This is a genomic window from Streptomyces sp. NPDC030995 (assembly GCF_055571215.1).
Window position 1 is genome coordinate 56,666 of sequence record NZ_JBVIFS010000005.1, and the last position, 16,671, is coordinate 73,336.

Annotated in this window: 8 protein-coding genes; 6 read left to right on the top strand and 2 right to left on the bottom strand. The window is 74.0% G+C overall.

Going from position 1 to position 16,671, the window contains the following annotated elements:
* Position 1 precedes the first annotated feature (1 nt).
* Positions 2-763 carry an IclR family transcriptional regulator gene (locus ACZ45T_RS10495; protein WP_468439504.1) on the bottom strand — a complete coding sequence of 254 codons (762 nt, stop codon included), beginning with the start codon at positions 761-763 and terminating at the stop codon, positions 2-4.
* A 424-nt stretch (positions 764-1,187) separates the two neighbouring features.
* Between ACZ45T_RS10495 and ACZ45T_RS10500 the strand changes: the two genes are divergently transcribed.
* Both ACZ45T_RS10500 and ACZ45T_RS10505 read left to right on the top strand, forming a co-directional pair.
* The gene (locus tag ACZ45T_RS10500) at positions 1,188-2,600 is read left to right on the top strand and encodes a phenylacetate--CoA ligase family protein (RefSeq protein ID WP_468439506.1); all 1,413 of its coding nucleotides are present in this window, start codon (positions 1,188-1,190) and stop codon (positions 2,598-2,600) included.
* On the top strand, positions 2,597-3,511 hold the full coding sequence (locus ACZ45T_RS10505) for a hypothetical protein (RefSeq protein WP_468439508.1): 915 nt from the start codon (positions 2,597-2,599) through the stop codon (positions 3,509-3,511). Before ACZ45T_RS10500 ends, ACZ45T_RS10505 begins: the two co-directional genes overlap by 4 nt.
* Before the next feature lie 119 nt (positions 3,512-3,630).
* Here ACZ45T_RS10505 and ACZ45T_RS10510 read toward each other — a convergent pair whose 3' ends face one another.
* A complete protein-coding gene (locus ACZ45T_RS10510) occupies positions 3,631-4,371 on the bottom strand; it encodes an SDR family NAD(P)-dependent oxidoreductase (protein WP_468439510.1) in 741 nt (246 codons plus the stop codon).
* A 275-nt stretch (positions 4,372-4,646) separates the two neighbouring features.
* Here ACZ45T_RS10510 and ACZ45T_RS10515 point away from each other — a divergent pair, with 275 nt between their 5' ends.
* The 4 genes from ACZ45T_RS10515 to ACZ45T_RS10530 all read left to right on the top strand — a co-directional run bounded on the left by ACZ45T_RS10515 (position 4,647) and on the right by ACZ45T_RS10530 (position 16,666).
* On the top strand, positions 4,647-6,518 hold the full coding sequence (locus ACZ45T_RS10515) for a non-ribosomal peptide synthetase (RefSeq protein WP_468439512.1): 1,872 nt from the start codon (positions 4,647-4,649) through the stop codon (positions 6,516-6,518).
* Between the two features lie 64 nt (positions 6,519-6,582).
* Positions 6,583-11,550: an amino acid adenylation domain-containing protein gene (locus ACZ45T_RS10520; RefSeq protein ID WP_468439514.1), complete on the top strand. Its 4,968-nt coding sequence runs from the start codon at positions 6,583-6,585 to the stop codon at positions 11,548-11,550.
* Positions 11,547-15,038 (top strand): beta-ketoacyl synthase N-terminal-like domain-containing protein, encoded by a 3,492-nt coding sequence (locus ACZ45T_RS10525; RefSeq protein WP_468439516.1) that lies wholly within the window; start codon positions 11,547-11,549, stop codon positions 15,036-15,038. The genes ACZ45T_RS10520 and ACZ45T_RS10525 overlap by 4 nt, the downstream gene beginning before the upstream one ends.
* Positions 15,035-16,666 (top strand): amino acid adenylation domain-containing protein, encoded by a 1,632-nt coding sequence (locus ACZ45T_RS10530; RefSeq protein WP_468439518.1) that lies wholly within the window; start codon positions 15,035-15,037, stop codon positions 16,664-16,666. The genes ACZ45T_RS10525 and ACZ45T_RS10530 overlap by 4 nt, the downstream gene beginning before the upstream one ends.
* The last annotated feature ends 5 nt before the right edge of the window (positions 16,667-16,671 follow it).

The window sequence follows — 16,671 nt, forward strand, 5'->3', positions numbered from 1 at the left end:
CTTACCTCGGACGCGCCAGGACGGGTTGCGGGACCCGAGGCGCCGGCGCCTGGGCGGGCCACTCCGCGGCCCTGGACGCCGGGGCGGGCAGCCGGGACAGGTTCGAGCTGATCATGGCCGCCGCCCGGCTCACGGCCTCGCCCAGCGGAGCGATCTGCCTGCTGTCCAAGGCCGTTGCCGCCACCGTGGCGACCACCTGGCCGGACGCGGAGTGCACCGGCGCCGCCACGCACGAGAGCGAGCTCACGCACCGTCCGTACTCGAAGGCGAGGCCCCGTTCCCGGGCCCGCGCCACCTCACGGGCCCACTCGCCCTTCCCCCAGCCCTCGGGCGGCTCCGCCACCGGCGCGGACGCCGCGAGGATCAGCTCGGCCGCGCTCCCGGGCGGGAGCACCGCGCCGGAGCGCAGCGGGAAGATCTCGTCCACCTCTCCGCGCAGACCGCCGACGATGATCGTGTGTCCCGCCTCGGACACCGACAGACTGAAACTCAACCGCCCGCCCATCGAGGCGAGTTCACGCAGCGGCCGCGCCGATGCCGCGCGCAGCGCACGCGCCGGATGCCACGCCTGCCCCAGGCGGAACGTCCTCGGCCCGAGCCGATAGCGGCCCTCCTCGCTCTGCACCGCGCCGAGCGACACCAGCTGGCCGAGCAGCCGGTGCGCGGTCGCCTTCGGTAGTTCGGCGTCGGCCGCCAGGCGGGTCAGCCCGACTTCGTCGCCCTGCGCGAGTGCCTCCATGAGCGCGAACGCGCCCTCGAGCACTCCCCGCCCCTCTGTGCCGGATCTGGCCATGAGCGGTCCCCCTCTCACGCCGGGACCACCGGTCGGGTGGTCCCGGAATTCCCCGTTCGTACCAGCTCATCAACAGGACGCTGTTGCCGCCCCGTTCATCGGCCGGTCCGTTGAATGGACCCGATCATTGCCCGTGCACCGGAATCACGCCACTGTGTCATCACCCAAGTGACGGAACGTTACTGCGCCCCCCGGGGCGTCGGAGCGGCCGTCCACCGGAACGAAACAAGGAGGGTTCCATGAGCTCGATCAAGACCAGCGCCAAGCAGTTCAAGTACGTCATGTCCGCCATGACGGCGGTCTTCTTCTCGACCTGTTCCGGCAGCTGACGCAGTGAATAGGGGTGGGGACGGCTCGCCGTCCCCACCCCGCACTACGCCTTAGGGAGGCATGAGTGCTGGAGACCGGTGTCCGGCAGGTACGGGTGGCCATGTCCATGGTGTTCGGCCGGCGGCTGAACGTACGGGCCGTGGAGCGGCTGGTCGCCGACGCCCTCGCCACGCTGGAGGAGTTCGGCTCGCTCGGCGATGACGTCGACGAACTGGCCGACGGTCCGTTCGCGGACCCCGACGACCGCCGGGACCTGCAGAACCGCGCGCTGCAGCGCACCGTTCGAAGGCTCGCCAAGCTCTCCCCCTTCTACCGGGAGCGGCTCGCCGGAGTGGACCTCGACGGACTGACCGTCGACACGCTCACCCGGATCCCCGTCACCCGCAAGGCCGATCTGATCGAACGCCCCACCGACTTCCTGTGCAGCCCTCCGTACCTGGCGACACAGACGACCGGTACCACCGGCCGCCCCGTACAGATCTGGGTGTCCCGTTACGAGATGGAGCTCTGGCCCGCGCTGATCGCGCTGTCCATGGTGCTCCGCGGCGATCTCCGCCCCACCGACCGGATGCAGATCAACATGAGCTCCCGGGCCACGGCCGCCGTCCAGGAGGACGTCGAGGTCTGCCGGCTCGCCAACGCCTCGTGCCACGTCGCGGGACAGATCCCGGCCGAGGAGTCCGTCGACCACCTGCTCGGCCGGTACGGCAGCCCGCCCACCCTGCTCACCGGCAACCCGAGCTACCTGGGCCAGATGGTGACCGCCGCACGCGAACGCGGCTACGGGCCGGGCGACTTCGCCGTGCGTGCCATCTACGCCGGCGGGGAGATGCTGTCGCGGGCCCTGTCCGAGGCCCTGCGCGACACCTTCGGGGCCCAGGACGTCAACGACACCTTCGGCATGACCGAGCTGCTGCCGGTCGGCGGACGCACCTGCAGCCACCACCACCTCCACATGGATCCCAACATGGGGTACATCGAGGTGCTCGACCTGGAGACGGGCGAGCCCGCCGCACCCGGCCGGCTCGGCGAGCTGACCGTCACGCCGTACTACCCCTACCGGGAGTGCATGCCGGTCCTCAGGTACAACACCGGTGACGTGGTCCGCACTCTGGACGGCGAGCCGGAGTGCGAGCTGAAGGCAGTGCCCGCGGTGTCCCAGATCCTCGGCAAGGCGGGCCTGCTGCACCGCACCGCCGAGGGCGTCGTGACCCCCCGCGACATCCTGGAAGCGCTGGACGGCACCCCCGGTCTGCCGTGGCCGCTGCGCCACCGGGCCGCCGTCGGGGAGGACGGCCGGCTCCATGTGGAGGTCGCCTCCAGGGACGTCACCGCGGCCGATGTGACCAAGCGGCTGCACGCCCGGGACATCGAGGCGGAGGTCACGGTCCTGCCCCTGAGCGACGAGGAGGCCGCCCGCCGATTCCCGCTCCGCTGCGACCTGTTGGAGCACACCTTCACCCGGAGCCACGCATGACGGTCTTCTTCCAGATCACGGCCACCACCGTCCTGGCGCTCGCGGTGTGCGTCGGCGCGGTCCTCTACTTCCGCAACGTGCGCACGCAGCGGCCGCCGGTCGGCGTCTTCAACGGCCGCGACATCTTCCTGATGATGGGCTTCGTCCTGGCGCTGCCCTACATCTATCTCACACTGCCCGGCCCCGTCCTCCCGGTCGTGCTCGCGCTCGTCTTCGCGGGCGGGCTGTCCGTCGGCTACCAGCCCCTCGTCGGGAACGGTCGGCTGCGCTGGGCGCTGATCGCCGTACTGATCGCGAGCGTGCTGGGCCTCCACATGGCGTTCGGCGGCACGCAGCCGCCGTACTGGGTGGCGAACAGCGTGGTCGTCTGCCTGGTCGTCATCTCCGCCACGAACCTGCAGGTGCAGGGCGGCATGCGGCTGAAGAACGTCGCGTGGTTCCTCCTCGCGCTCACCGTGTACGACGCGTTCTTCGCCACGGTGATCCCGCTGACCCAGGAGCTGTCCGAGGCGGTCCAGGGCTATCCGTACGCCCCCGCCGCCGGACTGCGCCTCAGCGAGGACGCGGGCGCCGTGGTCGGCATGGGCGATCTGCTGGCGTACGCCCTGTTCACCACCGCCGCCTACAAGGCGTACGGGAAGCCGGGCCTGTGGACCGGGATCGTCCTGGTCACCCTCTTCGGAGCGGTGGCGCCCATGGCCACCCTGCACATCGCCACCGCCGTCACCGGCAGCGCCCCCACCCTCATCCCCGCCCAGGTGTTCTTCGGCCCGGCGGCCTTCATCGGCTACCTGGTGCTGCGTCGGCGCGGCCCGGAGCGGCGCATGGTCGAGGTGCTCTTCCACCGGGCTCCCGCGCGCGTTCCCCAGCAGGCCCCGAGCCTCGACGCGGCCGCTCGCCCCGCCGGCTGAGCGGCCTTCCGTGGACCGGGCAAAGGGACAGGCAAATATGTGAACTCTGTGTGCAGATTCTGCACACAGAGTTCTTTGCGTTCCCCCGGTGGCGTATTTCGAATTCTCCCCGAAGCCGCTCAGACGATATGCCGGCCGCCGTCCACGGTGAGTACATCGCCCGTGGTGTACCGGGCATTCGCCAGGTAGAGGGCCGCCTCGGCGACGTCGTCCGGCGTGCCGACCCGGCGCAGCGGGGTGTTGGCCGTGATCCACTCGCGGGAGCTCTCCCAGACCTGCTCCGCCTCGTCGTACCACGGGGTCTCGATGAGGCCGGGGGCGATGGCGTTGACGCGGATGTCCGGGCCGAGCTGGGAGGCCAGCAGGCGGGTCATGTGGTTGACCGAAGCCTTGCTGACCGCATAGGGGATCGAGCTTCCGAGGGCTCGGGTCGCCGATACCGAGGAGATGTTGATGACCGTCCCGGCCTCGGAAAGGTGCAGGTGGGGGACTGCGGCGGAGGTCATCTGCCAGGCGCCGATGACATTGACCTCGAAGATCTCCCGCCAGGCGTCCGCGTCCGCGCCGGCGAGGTCGTCGAGCGGGATGAACCGGGTGGTCCCCGCGTTGTTCACCAGGATGTCGAGCCGCCCGTAGGCGTCGATCGCGGCCTGCACGACGCGCTCCACGTCCGCCGGGTCCGAGACGTCGCCCTGGACGTACACGGCGTCCGGGAGCTCCTTGGCGAGTGCTTCGCCGGCGGCTTCACTGCGGGCCGAGTTCACGACAATGCGAATTCCTTCCGCCGCCAGTCGACGGGAAATGGAGGCGCCAATTCCGGATGATGAGCCGGTAATCAGGGCGACGCGCCGTTCGGCCATCTTCAACTCCTCAACGTTGACAAGATCTCGTGGCGGATCATAGCCTACCGCCAGGCGGAATCAAGTTTCCGATATGCGGAATCTTCACCTGTTGGCAGCGTGCAAAATCGGGCAATGTGGCCCATCTTGCTGTGCCCGGGTCCCCGGTCAGCACCCTTCGCGTGCAATTCGGGCATTCCAGCGCTTCTTTACTACCGGGAACATCCGTGGTCATCCCGGCATGCGATATCAGACACCAGACATCCGACATCCGACACAGAGCACAAGGGGGATTCATGGGTCTGCTGCCCGTGGGCACAGCGGAGGACAGGGCCGGCACCGCGCCGGCGGCGGAGGGCGTGCACCTCCTCGTCCACGACCGGGTCCTGCGGACGCCCGACGCCTGCGCCGTGCGCGAGGCGGACGGGGGACCGGCGCTCAGCTACCGCGAACTGTGGGACCGGGCCGGGGCCGTCACGGCCGCGCTCGCCGGACACGGAGTGGGGCCGGGCTCGCTGGTCGCCCTGGATCTGAACCGGAGCAACGACCTGATCGTCGCGCTGCTCGGCATCGTGCGGGCCGGCGCCGCCTACCTGCCCGTCGACGGGCACGCCCCGGCCGAGCGGGTCTCGGCGATCCTCAAGGACGCCGATGTGCACGCGGTCGTCGTCGGGAGCGGTGCCAGCCGCCGCACCCGCTCCCTCGACGTGGCGTCCCCGGTGGCCGTGCTCACCGTCCCGGACCCCGCGGCCGCGGCAGCCGTCGGCTGCGGCGCCCCCGTCGTCCCGGTCGACGAGGAGAGCCCGTGCTACGTCGGCTACACCTCGGGATCCACCGGCGCCCCCAAGGGCGTCGTCATCCCGCACCGGGCGATCCGCGACCTGGTCACCGACCCGGCGCACGGCGCCATCGTGCCGGAGGACCGGATGGGGCAGCTCGCGAACCCCGCCTTCGACGCGTTCACCTGGGAGGTCTGGGCCGCGCTCATCGCCGGCGCCACCCTCGTGGTCATGCCGTCGGTCGTCGAAATGGACCTGGAGCGCTGGACCGCGCTGCTCGCCGCCGAGGGCATCAGCACCGCGCTCCTGACCACGTCCCTCTTCCACATGGTCGCCCGGGAGGCCCCCGGCTCGCTCGGCGGGATGCGCCAACTCCTCGTGGGCGGCGAACAGATGGACCTGGCCGCCACCCTGGCCGTGCTCGCCGCGGGCCCGCCGGCCCGGCTCACCAACATCTACGGCCCCACCGAGGCCACCGTGCTGGCCACCTACTACGACTGCACTCCCGACTCCCTCGCCGGCCGGACCCGCATCCCCATCGGACACCCCGTCCGGGCCGCCGAGCTCTCCGTCGTCGACCAGAACCTCGATCCCGTCGCCCCCGGTGCGACCGGTGAACTCGTCATCGGCGGGCCCTCCGTGGCCGGCGGCTACCTGGGCAGGCCCGAACGCACCGCGCAGTCCTTCCTGCCCCACCGCTCGCCCGACGGCACCGAGGGCCTGCGCTACCGCACCGGCGACCTCGTACGCCTGCTGCCCGACGGGGTGTACGAGATCGTCGGCCGGGCCGACCGGCAGGTCAAACTGCGCGGCTTCCGGATCGAGCTGGAGGAGATCGAGCTGGCCGCCACCACCACCGGCCGCACCGCCGCGGCCTTCGTCGAGAAGACCGGCGAGGGCCACACCGCCCGGCTCCTCGGCGCGTTCCTCGCCGACCCCGGGCACCCGGGCGGATCCGAGGCCCAGGCCCGTGACCTGGCCGACGCCCTCGCGGCCGCGCTGCCCTCGTACATGCTGCCGGCGCGCTGGCTGGCGCTCGCGGAACTCCCGTACGGCTCCACGGGCAAGGCCGACCGCACCCGTATCAAGGAGCTGCTCGCCGGCTTCGCGACCCAGAACCCGGCCTCCGCGGTGCAGCTCGCGCAGGGCGCGGGCTCCGGTCCGGCCGACCCCGTGCGGGCGGTCGTCGCGCAGGTGTGGGCCGAGCTGCTCGGCGTCGCGGACATCGGCCCCGCCGACGAGTTCATCGGCCTCGGCGGCAACTCGATCCTCGCCACGCAGGCGGCCTTCCGCATCGCCGAACAGCTGGGCGTGCCGCTCGATCCCACCGACGTCCTGCTGGCCGCGAGCCTCGCGGACCTGGCCGACCAGCTCCGCACCCAGGCCTAGGGCCTGCCTGTCGGATCAGGCCCTGACGCCCCACCGCGTGAACCACCCGCAAGGAGAACCATCGATGGCGCCCACGCGCCCCTCCGCCCCGGTCCGCCGGCCGGCCACCGTCGCCCCGCTGTCCCCCGCCCAGGAGCGGCTCTGGTTCATCCACCAGAGCGCGCCCGCATCGGCCGTCTACAACGTCCCCCTGCTGACCCGCTGGCGGGAGCGCATCGACGTGGCCGCCTTCCGCCGCGCCCTGCAGGCCGTCGCGACGGCCCACGAGGTGCTGCGCACGACGTACGGAACGCACGACGGCGCCCCGGCCCAGTTCATCGCCCCGGCCGGCCCCGTCCCGTTCCGGCTGATCGACGGCGGGCCGCCCGACGAGGCGGAGCTGGCCCGGCACGCCCGCGCGCCCTTCGACCTCACCGCCGCACCACCGCTGCGCTGCACGGTGTGGCAGGAACGGGACGGCGCCGGCCCGGGCACCGTGCTGCTCACCGTGCACCACATCGCCGTCGACGGCTGGTCGCTGTCCGCGCTGTACGGCGCGCTCGCCGACGCCTACGAGCAGGCCCTCTCCGGGACCGTCCCGCGGCTTCCCGAACCGCCCGTGCAGTACGCCGACTTCGCGGTCTGGGACCGCCAGGGCGCACAGGACCCGGCCATGGAGGCGCAGCTCGCCTCCCGCGCCGCCACCCTGAGCGCGGGCGCCGACCTCGCGCTGGGCGTCTGCCCGCCGCGCCGCCGCACCGTGGAGGGCGACCGGCGCGGGGCGCAGCACCGGTTCACGCTCGACGCCGAACTCGCGGGCGCGGCCGCGGAGCTGGCGCGCACGCTCAAGGTGACCCCCTTCGTGGTGCTGTTCGCCGCCTTCCAGGCCGTCGTCCAACGCTGGAGCGGGCAGGACGAGTTCCTGCTCGGCACGGTGGCGGCCAACCGCCCGCACCCCAGCGTCGAAGGCCTCATCGGCTTCTTCGTCAACACGGTCCCGCTGCGCTGCGCACCCGACCCGCGGCGCGGTCTCGCCCAGCTGTGCGCCGACTCCCGCGGCGAGGCCTTCCGGGTGCTCGCGCACCAGCGGCTCCCCTTCGACCGGCTCACCGCGCACGTGGCCGAGGCCCGCCGGGGCGAGGCCGGAGGACTGGCCGACATCGGTTTCGTCCTGCAGAACGCGCCCGCGGCCGATCCGGACGGACGGCACCGCTGGGAGCCGCCGCTGCTGCTGCCCACCGGGACCGCCAAGCAGGACCTGTCCCTGGTCCTCGAGTACGCGCCGGACGGCGGCCTGAGCGCCACCGTCGAGTACGACACCGCGCGCTACGACGAGGCCACCGCCCGGCACCTGGGAGCGAGCTACCGCGCGCTGCTGTCCGCCGGAGTCGCCCGGCCCGACACCCCCCTGCGGGAGCTGCCCGTCACGCAGCGGCCCGCGGACGCCCTTCCGTGCGGGGTCCTCGACGGCGGCCCGGCGGCCCAGGCGGCCCTCGGGGAACCGCCGGCCGCGACCGCCGTGGAACTGCTGGAGCGCCGGTTCGCCCGGACGGATCCGGACACGGTCGCCGTGACCTGCGCCGGCGCCCGGCTCACCTGGGGCGAGCTGGACTCCTGGTCCCGCGCCGTGGCGGGGCTGCTGCGCGCGCACGGCGCCGGCCCCGGTTCGTACGTCCCGGTGCTCGCCGCCCGCGGACCGGAACTGGTGGCGGGCTGGATCGGCGTACTGCGAGCGGGCGCGGCCTTCGTACCGCTCGCGATGGACGCCCCGGCCGCCCGGGTCGACTTCATCCTCGGCGAGACGGGCGCCGAGGCGGCCCTGGTGTGTCCGCAGGGCGCGCGGCTCCTCGCCGGACTGGGCAGCACCGTCAAGGCGGTGTCGCTGACGGACCTGCGCGTCCGTGCGGGCGAGCTCGCGGACGGCCCCGTGCTGCCCGACCCCGTGCTGCCCGACCCCGTGCTGCCCGGCGCCGCCGACCCGGCCGCGCTGATCTACACCTCCGGCACCACGGGCCGCCCCAAGGGCGTGCGGGTGGCGCACCGCGGGCTGCTCAACACCGCCCTGTGGTGGGGCCAGGACTGCGGCCTCGGCCCCGGTGACCGGCTGCTGCTCACCGCGGGCACGGCCTTCGACCCCGCCGCGTTCAACGTGGTGGAGACCCTGATCGCCGGCGCCGAGCTGGTCATCGCCGACGACATCGAACGGCGCGACGCCCGCGCCCTGCTGGAACTGATCCGCGGGCCGCGGGGCGCGACCGTGGCCGGCTCCCTCACCCCCAGCCTCCTGCACGCCATGCTGGACGCGGACGCGGACGCGGACGAGGCCGAGGGCAGCACGCTGCGCGCCGTGTACGCGGGCGGCGAGGCGCTGCCCCGCCGACTGGCCGCCGACTGCGCGGAGCGCTGGGGCGCCGCGGTCGTCAACGTGTACGGGCCCACCGAGGCCTCCTGCAACTCCACCTTCGCCCACGTCGACCCCGCCGACCCGCTGGCGCCGCCCATCGGTGTCCCCCTTCCCGGGACGCGCGCGTACGTCCTGGGCCCGCACGGCGAGGAACTGCCGCCCACCGTCCCCGGCGAGCTGTACGTCGCCGGCACCGGCGTGGCCCTGGGCTACCTCGACCGCCCCGACCTCACCGCGGCGGCCTTCCTGCCCGATCCGCACGCGGCGCGCTTCGGCGAGGACCCCGGCGCCCGCATGTACCGGACCGGCGACCGGGTGGTCCTGCGCGAGGACGGCCGGCTCGGCTACCTCGGCCGCGCCGACGACCAGCTGAAGATCCTCGGCAACCGCATCGAGCCCGGCGAGATCACCCGGCTCATCGAGGAGGACCCGGCCGTCGCGGCCGCCGCCGTGCACGCCGCCGGCTCACCGGCCGCCCTCGTCGCGTACGTCGAGCTCAGCGAGCAGGGCACGACCGCGCCGCCGACCCGCGAGGACCTCGTACGGCCGCTGCTGCGCTGGCTGCCGGCCGCCGTGCTGCCGCAGCACGTGTACGTGGTCGACGCCCTGCCCCGTACGCCCAACGACAAGGTCGACTTCGCCGCGCTGGCCGCCCTGCGGGACCGGCCGCTGACCCGCGCCGAGGTCCGCCCCGCCGAGGCGACGCCCGCCCAGCGCCGGGCCGCCTCGCTCATGGCCGACGCACTCGCCAAGCCCGGCTCGGAGCCGCTGCGCCCCGAACTGCTCGGGCCCGAAACGGACTTCTTCACCGTGGGCGGCCATTCCCTGCTCGCCGTACGGATGCTCGCGCAGGCCGAGCGCCGCTGGGGAGCCGCGGTACCGCTGCGGACGTTCCTCGCCGACCCGACGGTGGCCGGGCTGGCCCGCGCCCTGGAGGAGGGGCGGCCGGCCCCCACGGCAGCGCCGTCGGCCGCCGTGCCCGAGCCGGCGGAGCCCCGGCAGGCCGGCCCCGTCCAGCAGCGCCTGTGGTTCCTCGACCGGCTGAAGGGCATGCGCACCGCCTACCTGGCGCCCTGCGTGGTCGAGATCGACGGCCCGCTGGACCGGGCGGCGCTGCGCGAGGCGTTCGCCCGTACCCTCGCCCGGCACCCGGGACTGCGCTCCCGCTTCGCCATGGACACCGCAGTCCGCAAGGTCTTCTACCGCACCGACGGCGCCGCCCCCGAGGCGGCGCTGGTGGACGGTACCGGCTGGACCGCAGCCGAGCTGGAGCAGCGGGTCGCCGAGATCTGCTGGACCCCCTTCGACCTGGCGAAGGACGCACCGGCCCGCGGCGAGATCATCTCCGTCGGGCCGGAGCGGACCCTGCTGGTCTACGGCGTCCACCACATCGTCTCCGACGGCTGGTCGCTGGAGCTGGTACTGCGCGACATCGCCGCCACCTACCGGTCGCTGACCACCGGAGCGCCGCTGGAACTGCCCGTCCCCGGCCATCCGGCAGCGGCCGGCGCCGCGCCGGCGCAGGACACCGCCGAAGGACTGCGGACGCTGGTGGAAGGGCTGCGAGGAGCGCCGACGGACATCGCGCTCCCGCACGACCGCGAGCGCGGCCGGACCCAGTCCGTCGAGGCCGCACTGTGCGAACTGCGGCTGCCCGCCGAGGAGTCCGCCCGCCATCGGGAAGCGGCCGCCGGGCTGCGCTGCACCACCTTCATGGTCGCGACCGCACTGCTGGCGGCGGCGCTGGCCCGGCGCGGTGGCCAGCGCGACTTCCTGTTCGCCTTCCCGTGGGCCGGCCGCGACGGGGCGGGCCGCGCCGAAACCGTCGGCATGTTCGTCAACACCCTGGTGGTGCGGGCCGACCTGACGGGCGGGCCGACTTGGCGGCAGCTCGTGGAGCAGGTGCGCGAGTCCGCGCTGGCGGCGTACCGGCACGCGGACACGCCGTTCGACGAGCTCGCCGCCGCCCTGCACCCCGACCGCGACCTCAGCCGCCCGGCCGTCACCCCCGTCTACCTCAACGCGACGGACGAGAGCCCTCGGCCGCCGGCGCTGGACGACCGGACCCGGTCCCGGTACGTGACGCCGCCGCGGCTGAAGGCGAAGTACGAGCTCGAACTCACCGCCACTGGTGGCCCCGAGGGTTTCGGCCTCTCCTTCTCCTACCTCACCGCCCTGTTCGACGCGACGACCGTCGAAGGGCTCCTCACCGACCTGGCGAACGCCGCCGGGGACCTTCTCACCGACATGGAGTCACCTGTGCTCACCACCACCCCGCCCCAGACCACCCCTCCGCAGACCACCCCGCCCCAAGACATGGCCGACCGGATCGCCGAGGTCTGGGAGGGCGTCCTCGACCAGGCCGGCGTCGCGCACGACGCGAACTTCTTCGACGCGGGCGGCGACTCGCTGCTCCTGATCATCCTCATGGAGCGGCTGTCCGAGCTGACCGGCCGCGACCTGGAAGCGGCCGACCTCTTCGAGCACAGCACGATCGAGGCCCAGGCCGCCTTCCTCGGCGAGGCCGACGCCGACGCGCCGGCCGCCCCGGAGGAGGCGGCCGGGGCGCAGCCGCCCGCCGCGCAGGCCGGCCGCACCGGGCTGCTCGGCCGCGGCCGCCGCGGCGCGGCCGTGGAGGGCTCCGCGTGAGCGACGACGGCGCGATAGCGGTCGTCGGCGCCGGCTGCCGCTTCCCCGACGCCTGGAGCCCGGGGGACTACTGGCGCAACATCGCCGAAGGACGGGTGTCCGTACGGGACCTCGACCCGGCGCGGCTCCTCGCCGCGGGCCTGACCGAACAGCAGCTGGCCGACCCCGAATACGTGCGGCGCGCGGCGGGCATCCCGGCGGCCGGTGACTTCGCCGCCGAGTTCTTCGGCTACTCACCGGCCGAGGCCGCCGCCACCGACCCGCAGCAGCGGATCTTCCTGGAAGCCTGCTGGCAGGCACTGGAGTCGGCCGGTCACGCGCCCAGCGGCGACCGCCTGGTCACCGGGGTCTTCGCGGGCGGCAGCCCCAGCACCTACATGGCGGCGCTGCAGGCCTCCCGCGCCGTGTCGGACGGTGTCATGGGCGCCGTCGACGACGTGGCGCTGCACCTGGGCGGCCTCGGTGACTTCCTGCCCTCCCGAGTGGCGTACGAGCTGGGCCTGCGCGGCCCGTCCATCGGCGTGCAGACCGCGTGCTCCTCGTCGCTGACGGCGGTCCACTACGCGGTGCTGTCCCTGCTGTCCGGCGAATGCGACATGGCGCTCGCGGGGGGCGCCTCCGTCAACGAGCCGATGCTGGGCTACCGCTTCCACGTCGGCGCGCTCCAGTCCAAGGACGGCTACTGCCGTCCCTTCGACGCCCGTTCGACCGGTACGTCCTTCAGCTCGGGCGTCGGCGTCGTGGTGCTGCGCCGCCTCGGCGACGCGCTGCGGGACGGCGACCCGGTGCTCGCCGTACTGCGCGGCACCGCGGTCGGCAACGACGGCTCGGCCCGCTCCGGCTTCACCGCGCCGAGCCCCTCGGGACTCGCCGACGTGGTGGCCACGGCCCTGGACGTCGCCGGTGTGCGCGGGGACCAGCTGCGCTACGTCGAGGCCCACGGGTCCGGTACCGCACTGGGCGACCAGATCGAGCTGCGCGGGCTGACGGCCGGCATCAGGGCGGGCCTGGCCCGCACGGCGGCCGCCCCGGCGGGCTACTGCGGGCTCGGCTCGGTCAAGGCCAACATCGGCCACGCCGGTCCGGCGGCGGGCATCGCCGGACTCATCAAGGCCGTCGAGGTGGCGCGGACCGGACAGCTGCCGCCGCACCCGATGTTCGAGCGGCCGCGCAACCCCGGTGTGCTCGCCGAGAGCCCGTTCGCCATCGCCACCACCCCCACCGAGACCGGCGACGACGCCTATGTGCTGGTCAACTCCATGGGGCTGGGCGGCACCAACGCGGCGGCCGTGCTCGGCCCGCCGCCGGCCCCCACCCGGGCCCCGGCCCCGGCCCGCGAGACGGTCCGGCTGATGCTGTCCGCGCGGACCCCCGCGGAACTGGCGGCCGTCGCGGACGAACTGGCCGACGCGCTGACCGCGCCCGACGCACCGCCGGTCGCCGACGCCGCGCACACGCTGCGCGTCGGGCGCACCGCGCAGCCCCACCGCCGGGTGGTCACCGCATCCGCCCCGGATCCGGCCGCGCTGGCCTCGGCACTGCGCGAGCCCGATGCGGCCGCGGCGCCGAAGCCGCTGCGCCGCGTGGTGCTCGTACCGCCCGTCGGGCACGCGGCGGACCTGCCGGTGCTCGACCGCCTCTCGGCGGCCTTCAAGGGCCGCGCCGAGACCGCCGCACCCGGACAGGAGCCGCGCGCCGACCGGTTCACGATCCTGCTCGGCCACGGCGAGCCCGGCGAGGGCCGCCATGTGCTGGCCTTGGACGTGGAGGGTGCGGCCCCGCAGGAGGAGCTGGAGGGAGCCGTCGCGGCTGCCTGGACGCACGGCGCGGACGTGGACTGGGAGGCACTGTGCGGCCCGGCCGGCCGCCGGGTCCCGCTGCCGACCTACCCCTTCGTCCGGGGCACGTACTGGGCCCTGGACACGCTGCCCCCGATCGCCGCGCCGCCCGCGGGTCCGGCCGCACCGGAACCGGAGGCGGATCGGGCGTCCGGACCGGCTGCCGGGCCGGCCGGAGCGCCGGCCGGCGGGGCCGACCCGGTGGAGTCCGAACTGCTGGCCGTCTGGCGGCGGGTACTCGGCCATGCCGCTCTCGGCCACGACGACGAGTTCGGCGCGTACGGCGGCGACTCGCTCACCTCGATGCGCATCGAGGCGTCCGTGCAGCGGGCGTTCGGGGTCACGGTCAACGTGTTCCGCGCGGGCGGAGCCCAGGCCACCGTCCGGCGCATGGCCGGCATCGTGCGCGGGATGACCGGGCAGGAGGGCGACGGGGCAGCCGCCGCCGGAGCGGTGCGGGAGGTCACCGAGGCCGACCTGGTCGACGCGGACCTGGCCCTCGACCTGGGCCCCGCGGTCGCCGCGGTGGACCGTGCCGAGGCCACCGACACCCTGCTCACCAGCGGCACCGGTTTCCTCGACACCTTCGTGCTGCACGAGCTGGTCAGGGCGACGACGGGCCTGGTCCACGTCGTCGTACCGGCGGCGGGCGAAGCCGAGGCCCGTGACCTGCTGCGGGAGTGCGCCGCCGCGTGCGCCCTCCCCGAACCCGACCCTGCGCGGGTGCGGGTACTGCCCGCGGACGGCGCACGCGGCGGGTGGGCCCTCCCCGGCCTGCCGGCCGACCGGATCGACCGGATCGCCCGCGTCGTGCACACTCCGGCGGCCTTCGGACTCACCGGTCCCTACGAGCAGGTGCGCGAGGACACCGTCCTGCCGCTCGTGTCGCTGCTCACCTGGATGCGCGGCCACGGCATCGACGACCTCGTCCTGCTGTCGACGCTCAGCGCCTGCGGCTCCGGCCTCGGTGCGGACGCCCGGATCGAGGAGTCCCGGGAACAGCCGCTGCGACCGGGCATGCACGGCGGAGCCGTCGCGGCCTGGGTCGGTGAGCGGCTGGCGGAGCGCGCCGAGGAACAGGGCATGCGGGTACGGGTGTTCCGTACCGGCCTGCTGCTCGGCGACCGGGGATCCGGCGCCTGCGACCCCGACCACCCGCTGTGGCGGCTGATCGCGAGCGCCCTCGCCACCGGTGTGCACCCCCGGGACGAACGGCCGTTCGCCGTCAGCCCGGTGGACCTGGCCGCCCGCGCCATCGCGGAGCTCGCCGTCTCACCCGCGTCCGAGGGCCGGGCGTACCACCTCGTGGGCGAGGACCCGGTCACCGCACTGCGGTTCTTCGAACTGCTGGCGGCGGGCGACCGGCCCACCAGGACCGTGTCCGAGCGCGCGTGGCAGCGCGAGGTGGCGCTGCGCGCCCTGGACCGGGAGAACGAGGCGCTCGACCCGCTCGCGGTGCGCGGCCTGGGCCGGTTCGCCCTCGGTACCACCACCGGCGGCGGTGTCGAGGCGCAGGCCTGGCAGTCCTGGCTGGCCCGCGGCGGTCACGACCCTCGCCCCACGGCCGAACTCCTGCTCCACAGCCTTGACTTCGCCGCCGACCGGCGCGCCAGGTACGCGGAACTGCTCGATCTGCAAGGACCCCGATGACAGACACGACCCCGACCCCGACCCCGACCCCGACCCCGACCCCGACCCACATCCACGACACGGCACGGCACACACTGTACGACTGGTTCGCGGACTCCCTGGCGAACCACCCCGACCAGCCGGCCCTCGAAGTGCTCGGTCGCGGCTACACCTACCGGGAGCTCGACGAGCGGGCCGTGGCCGTCGCCGGCGCGGTGCTGCGCGCCAACGGGGGCAAGGCCCCGGCCCGGATCGCCCTGCTGGCCTCCCGCAGCCTCACGGCCTTCGCCGGCTATCTCGCGGCCCTGCGCCTGGGGGCCACCGTCACCCCGCTCAACCCGGGCTACCCGGTGGCCCGCAACCGCTCGGTGTGGCAACTCGCCCGCGCCGAAGTGCTGTTGGCGGACCGGGCGGGCGCGGCCCAGCTCGGCGCGGACTCCGGCGACGGCCTCGCCGTCCTGTGGCTGACGGAGGAGGAGACCGCCGCCCTGCCGGCGGACGAGGCCGCCCTGCCGCCGCGGACGACCGGCCCGGACGACATCGCGTACGTGCTGTTCACCTCCGGCTCCACCGGCCGCCCCAAGGGCGTGCCGATCCGGCACCGCAACCTCGCCCCGTACATCGGGCACAACATCCGGCGCTTCGAGATCGCGCCGGGCTGCCGGGTCTCGCACACCTTCGACCTCACCTTCGACCCGTCGGTGTTCGACCTGTTCGTGACCTGGGGCGGTGGCGCCACCCTGGTGGTGCCGCAGCGCACCGAACTGCTGGAGCCCGTCACGTACGTCGTCGACCGCGGGATCACGCACTGGTTCTCGGTCCCGTCGGTGGTATCGGTCTCCGCGAGCCTGGGCAAGCTGCCCGCGGGCCTCGCCACCGGACTGCGCTACGGCGTCTTCATCGGCGAGCAGCTGACCTCCCGGCAGGCCCGCCTCTGGCGCGAGGCCGCCCCGAAGGCGCGGATCGAGAACGTCTACGGCCCCACGGAACTCACCGTCGCCTGCACCGAGTTCAGGCTTCCAGAGGACCCCGGGGACTGGTCCGAGGCGTCCAACGGGACGGTCCCCATCGGACCGGTCTACGACTTCCTCGAGCACGTCGTCCTCGGCGCCGACGGGCTGCCCGCCGAAGAGGGCGAGCTGTGCGTGCGCGGCTCGCAGCGCTTCGACGGCTACCTCGATCCGGCCGACGACAAGGGCCGCTTCCTGCGCTACGACCCGGAGTCGGGCGAGCCGGCGGCGGTCTACGAGGGCGAGGGCCCGCTGACCGCCGGGCACTGGTACCGCACGGGCGACCGCGTCCGCCGGGAGAACGGAACGCTGAGCCATCTCGGCCGGCTGGACAGCCAGGTCAAGGTGCGCGGCTACCGGATCGAACTGGGCGAGATCGAGGCCGCGTTGCGCCGCCACGAAGCGATCTCCGACGTGGTCGTCCTGGTCGTGCCCGGCCCCCACGAGACCGAGCTGGTGGGCTGCTACACGGGCACGGAGCTCAAGGCGACGGACCTGATGCTGTGGCTGCGGCGGCACGTACCGGTGCACATGGTGCCGCGCCGGATGGTGTTCCTCGAAGCGCTGCCGCTCAACCCCAACGGCAAGATCGACCGGCCCGCGCTGACGCTCCGGTTCACCCCGGAAGGACACCGGTGACCCGG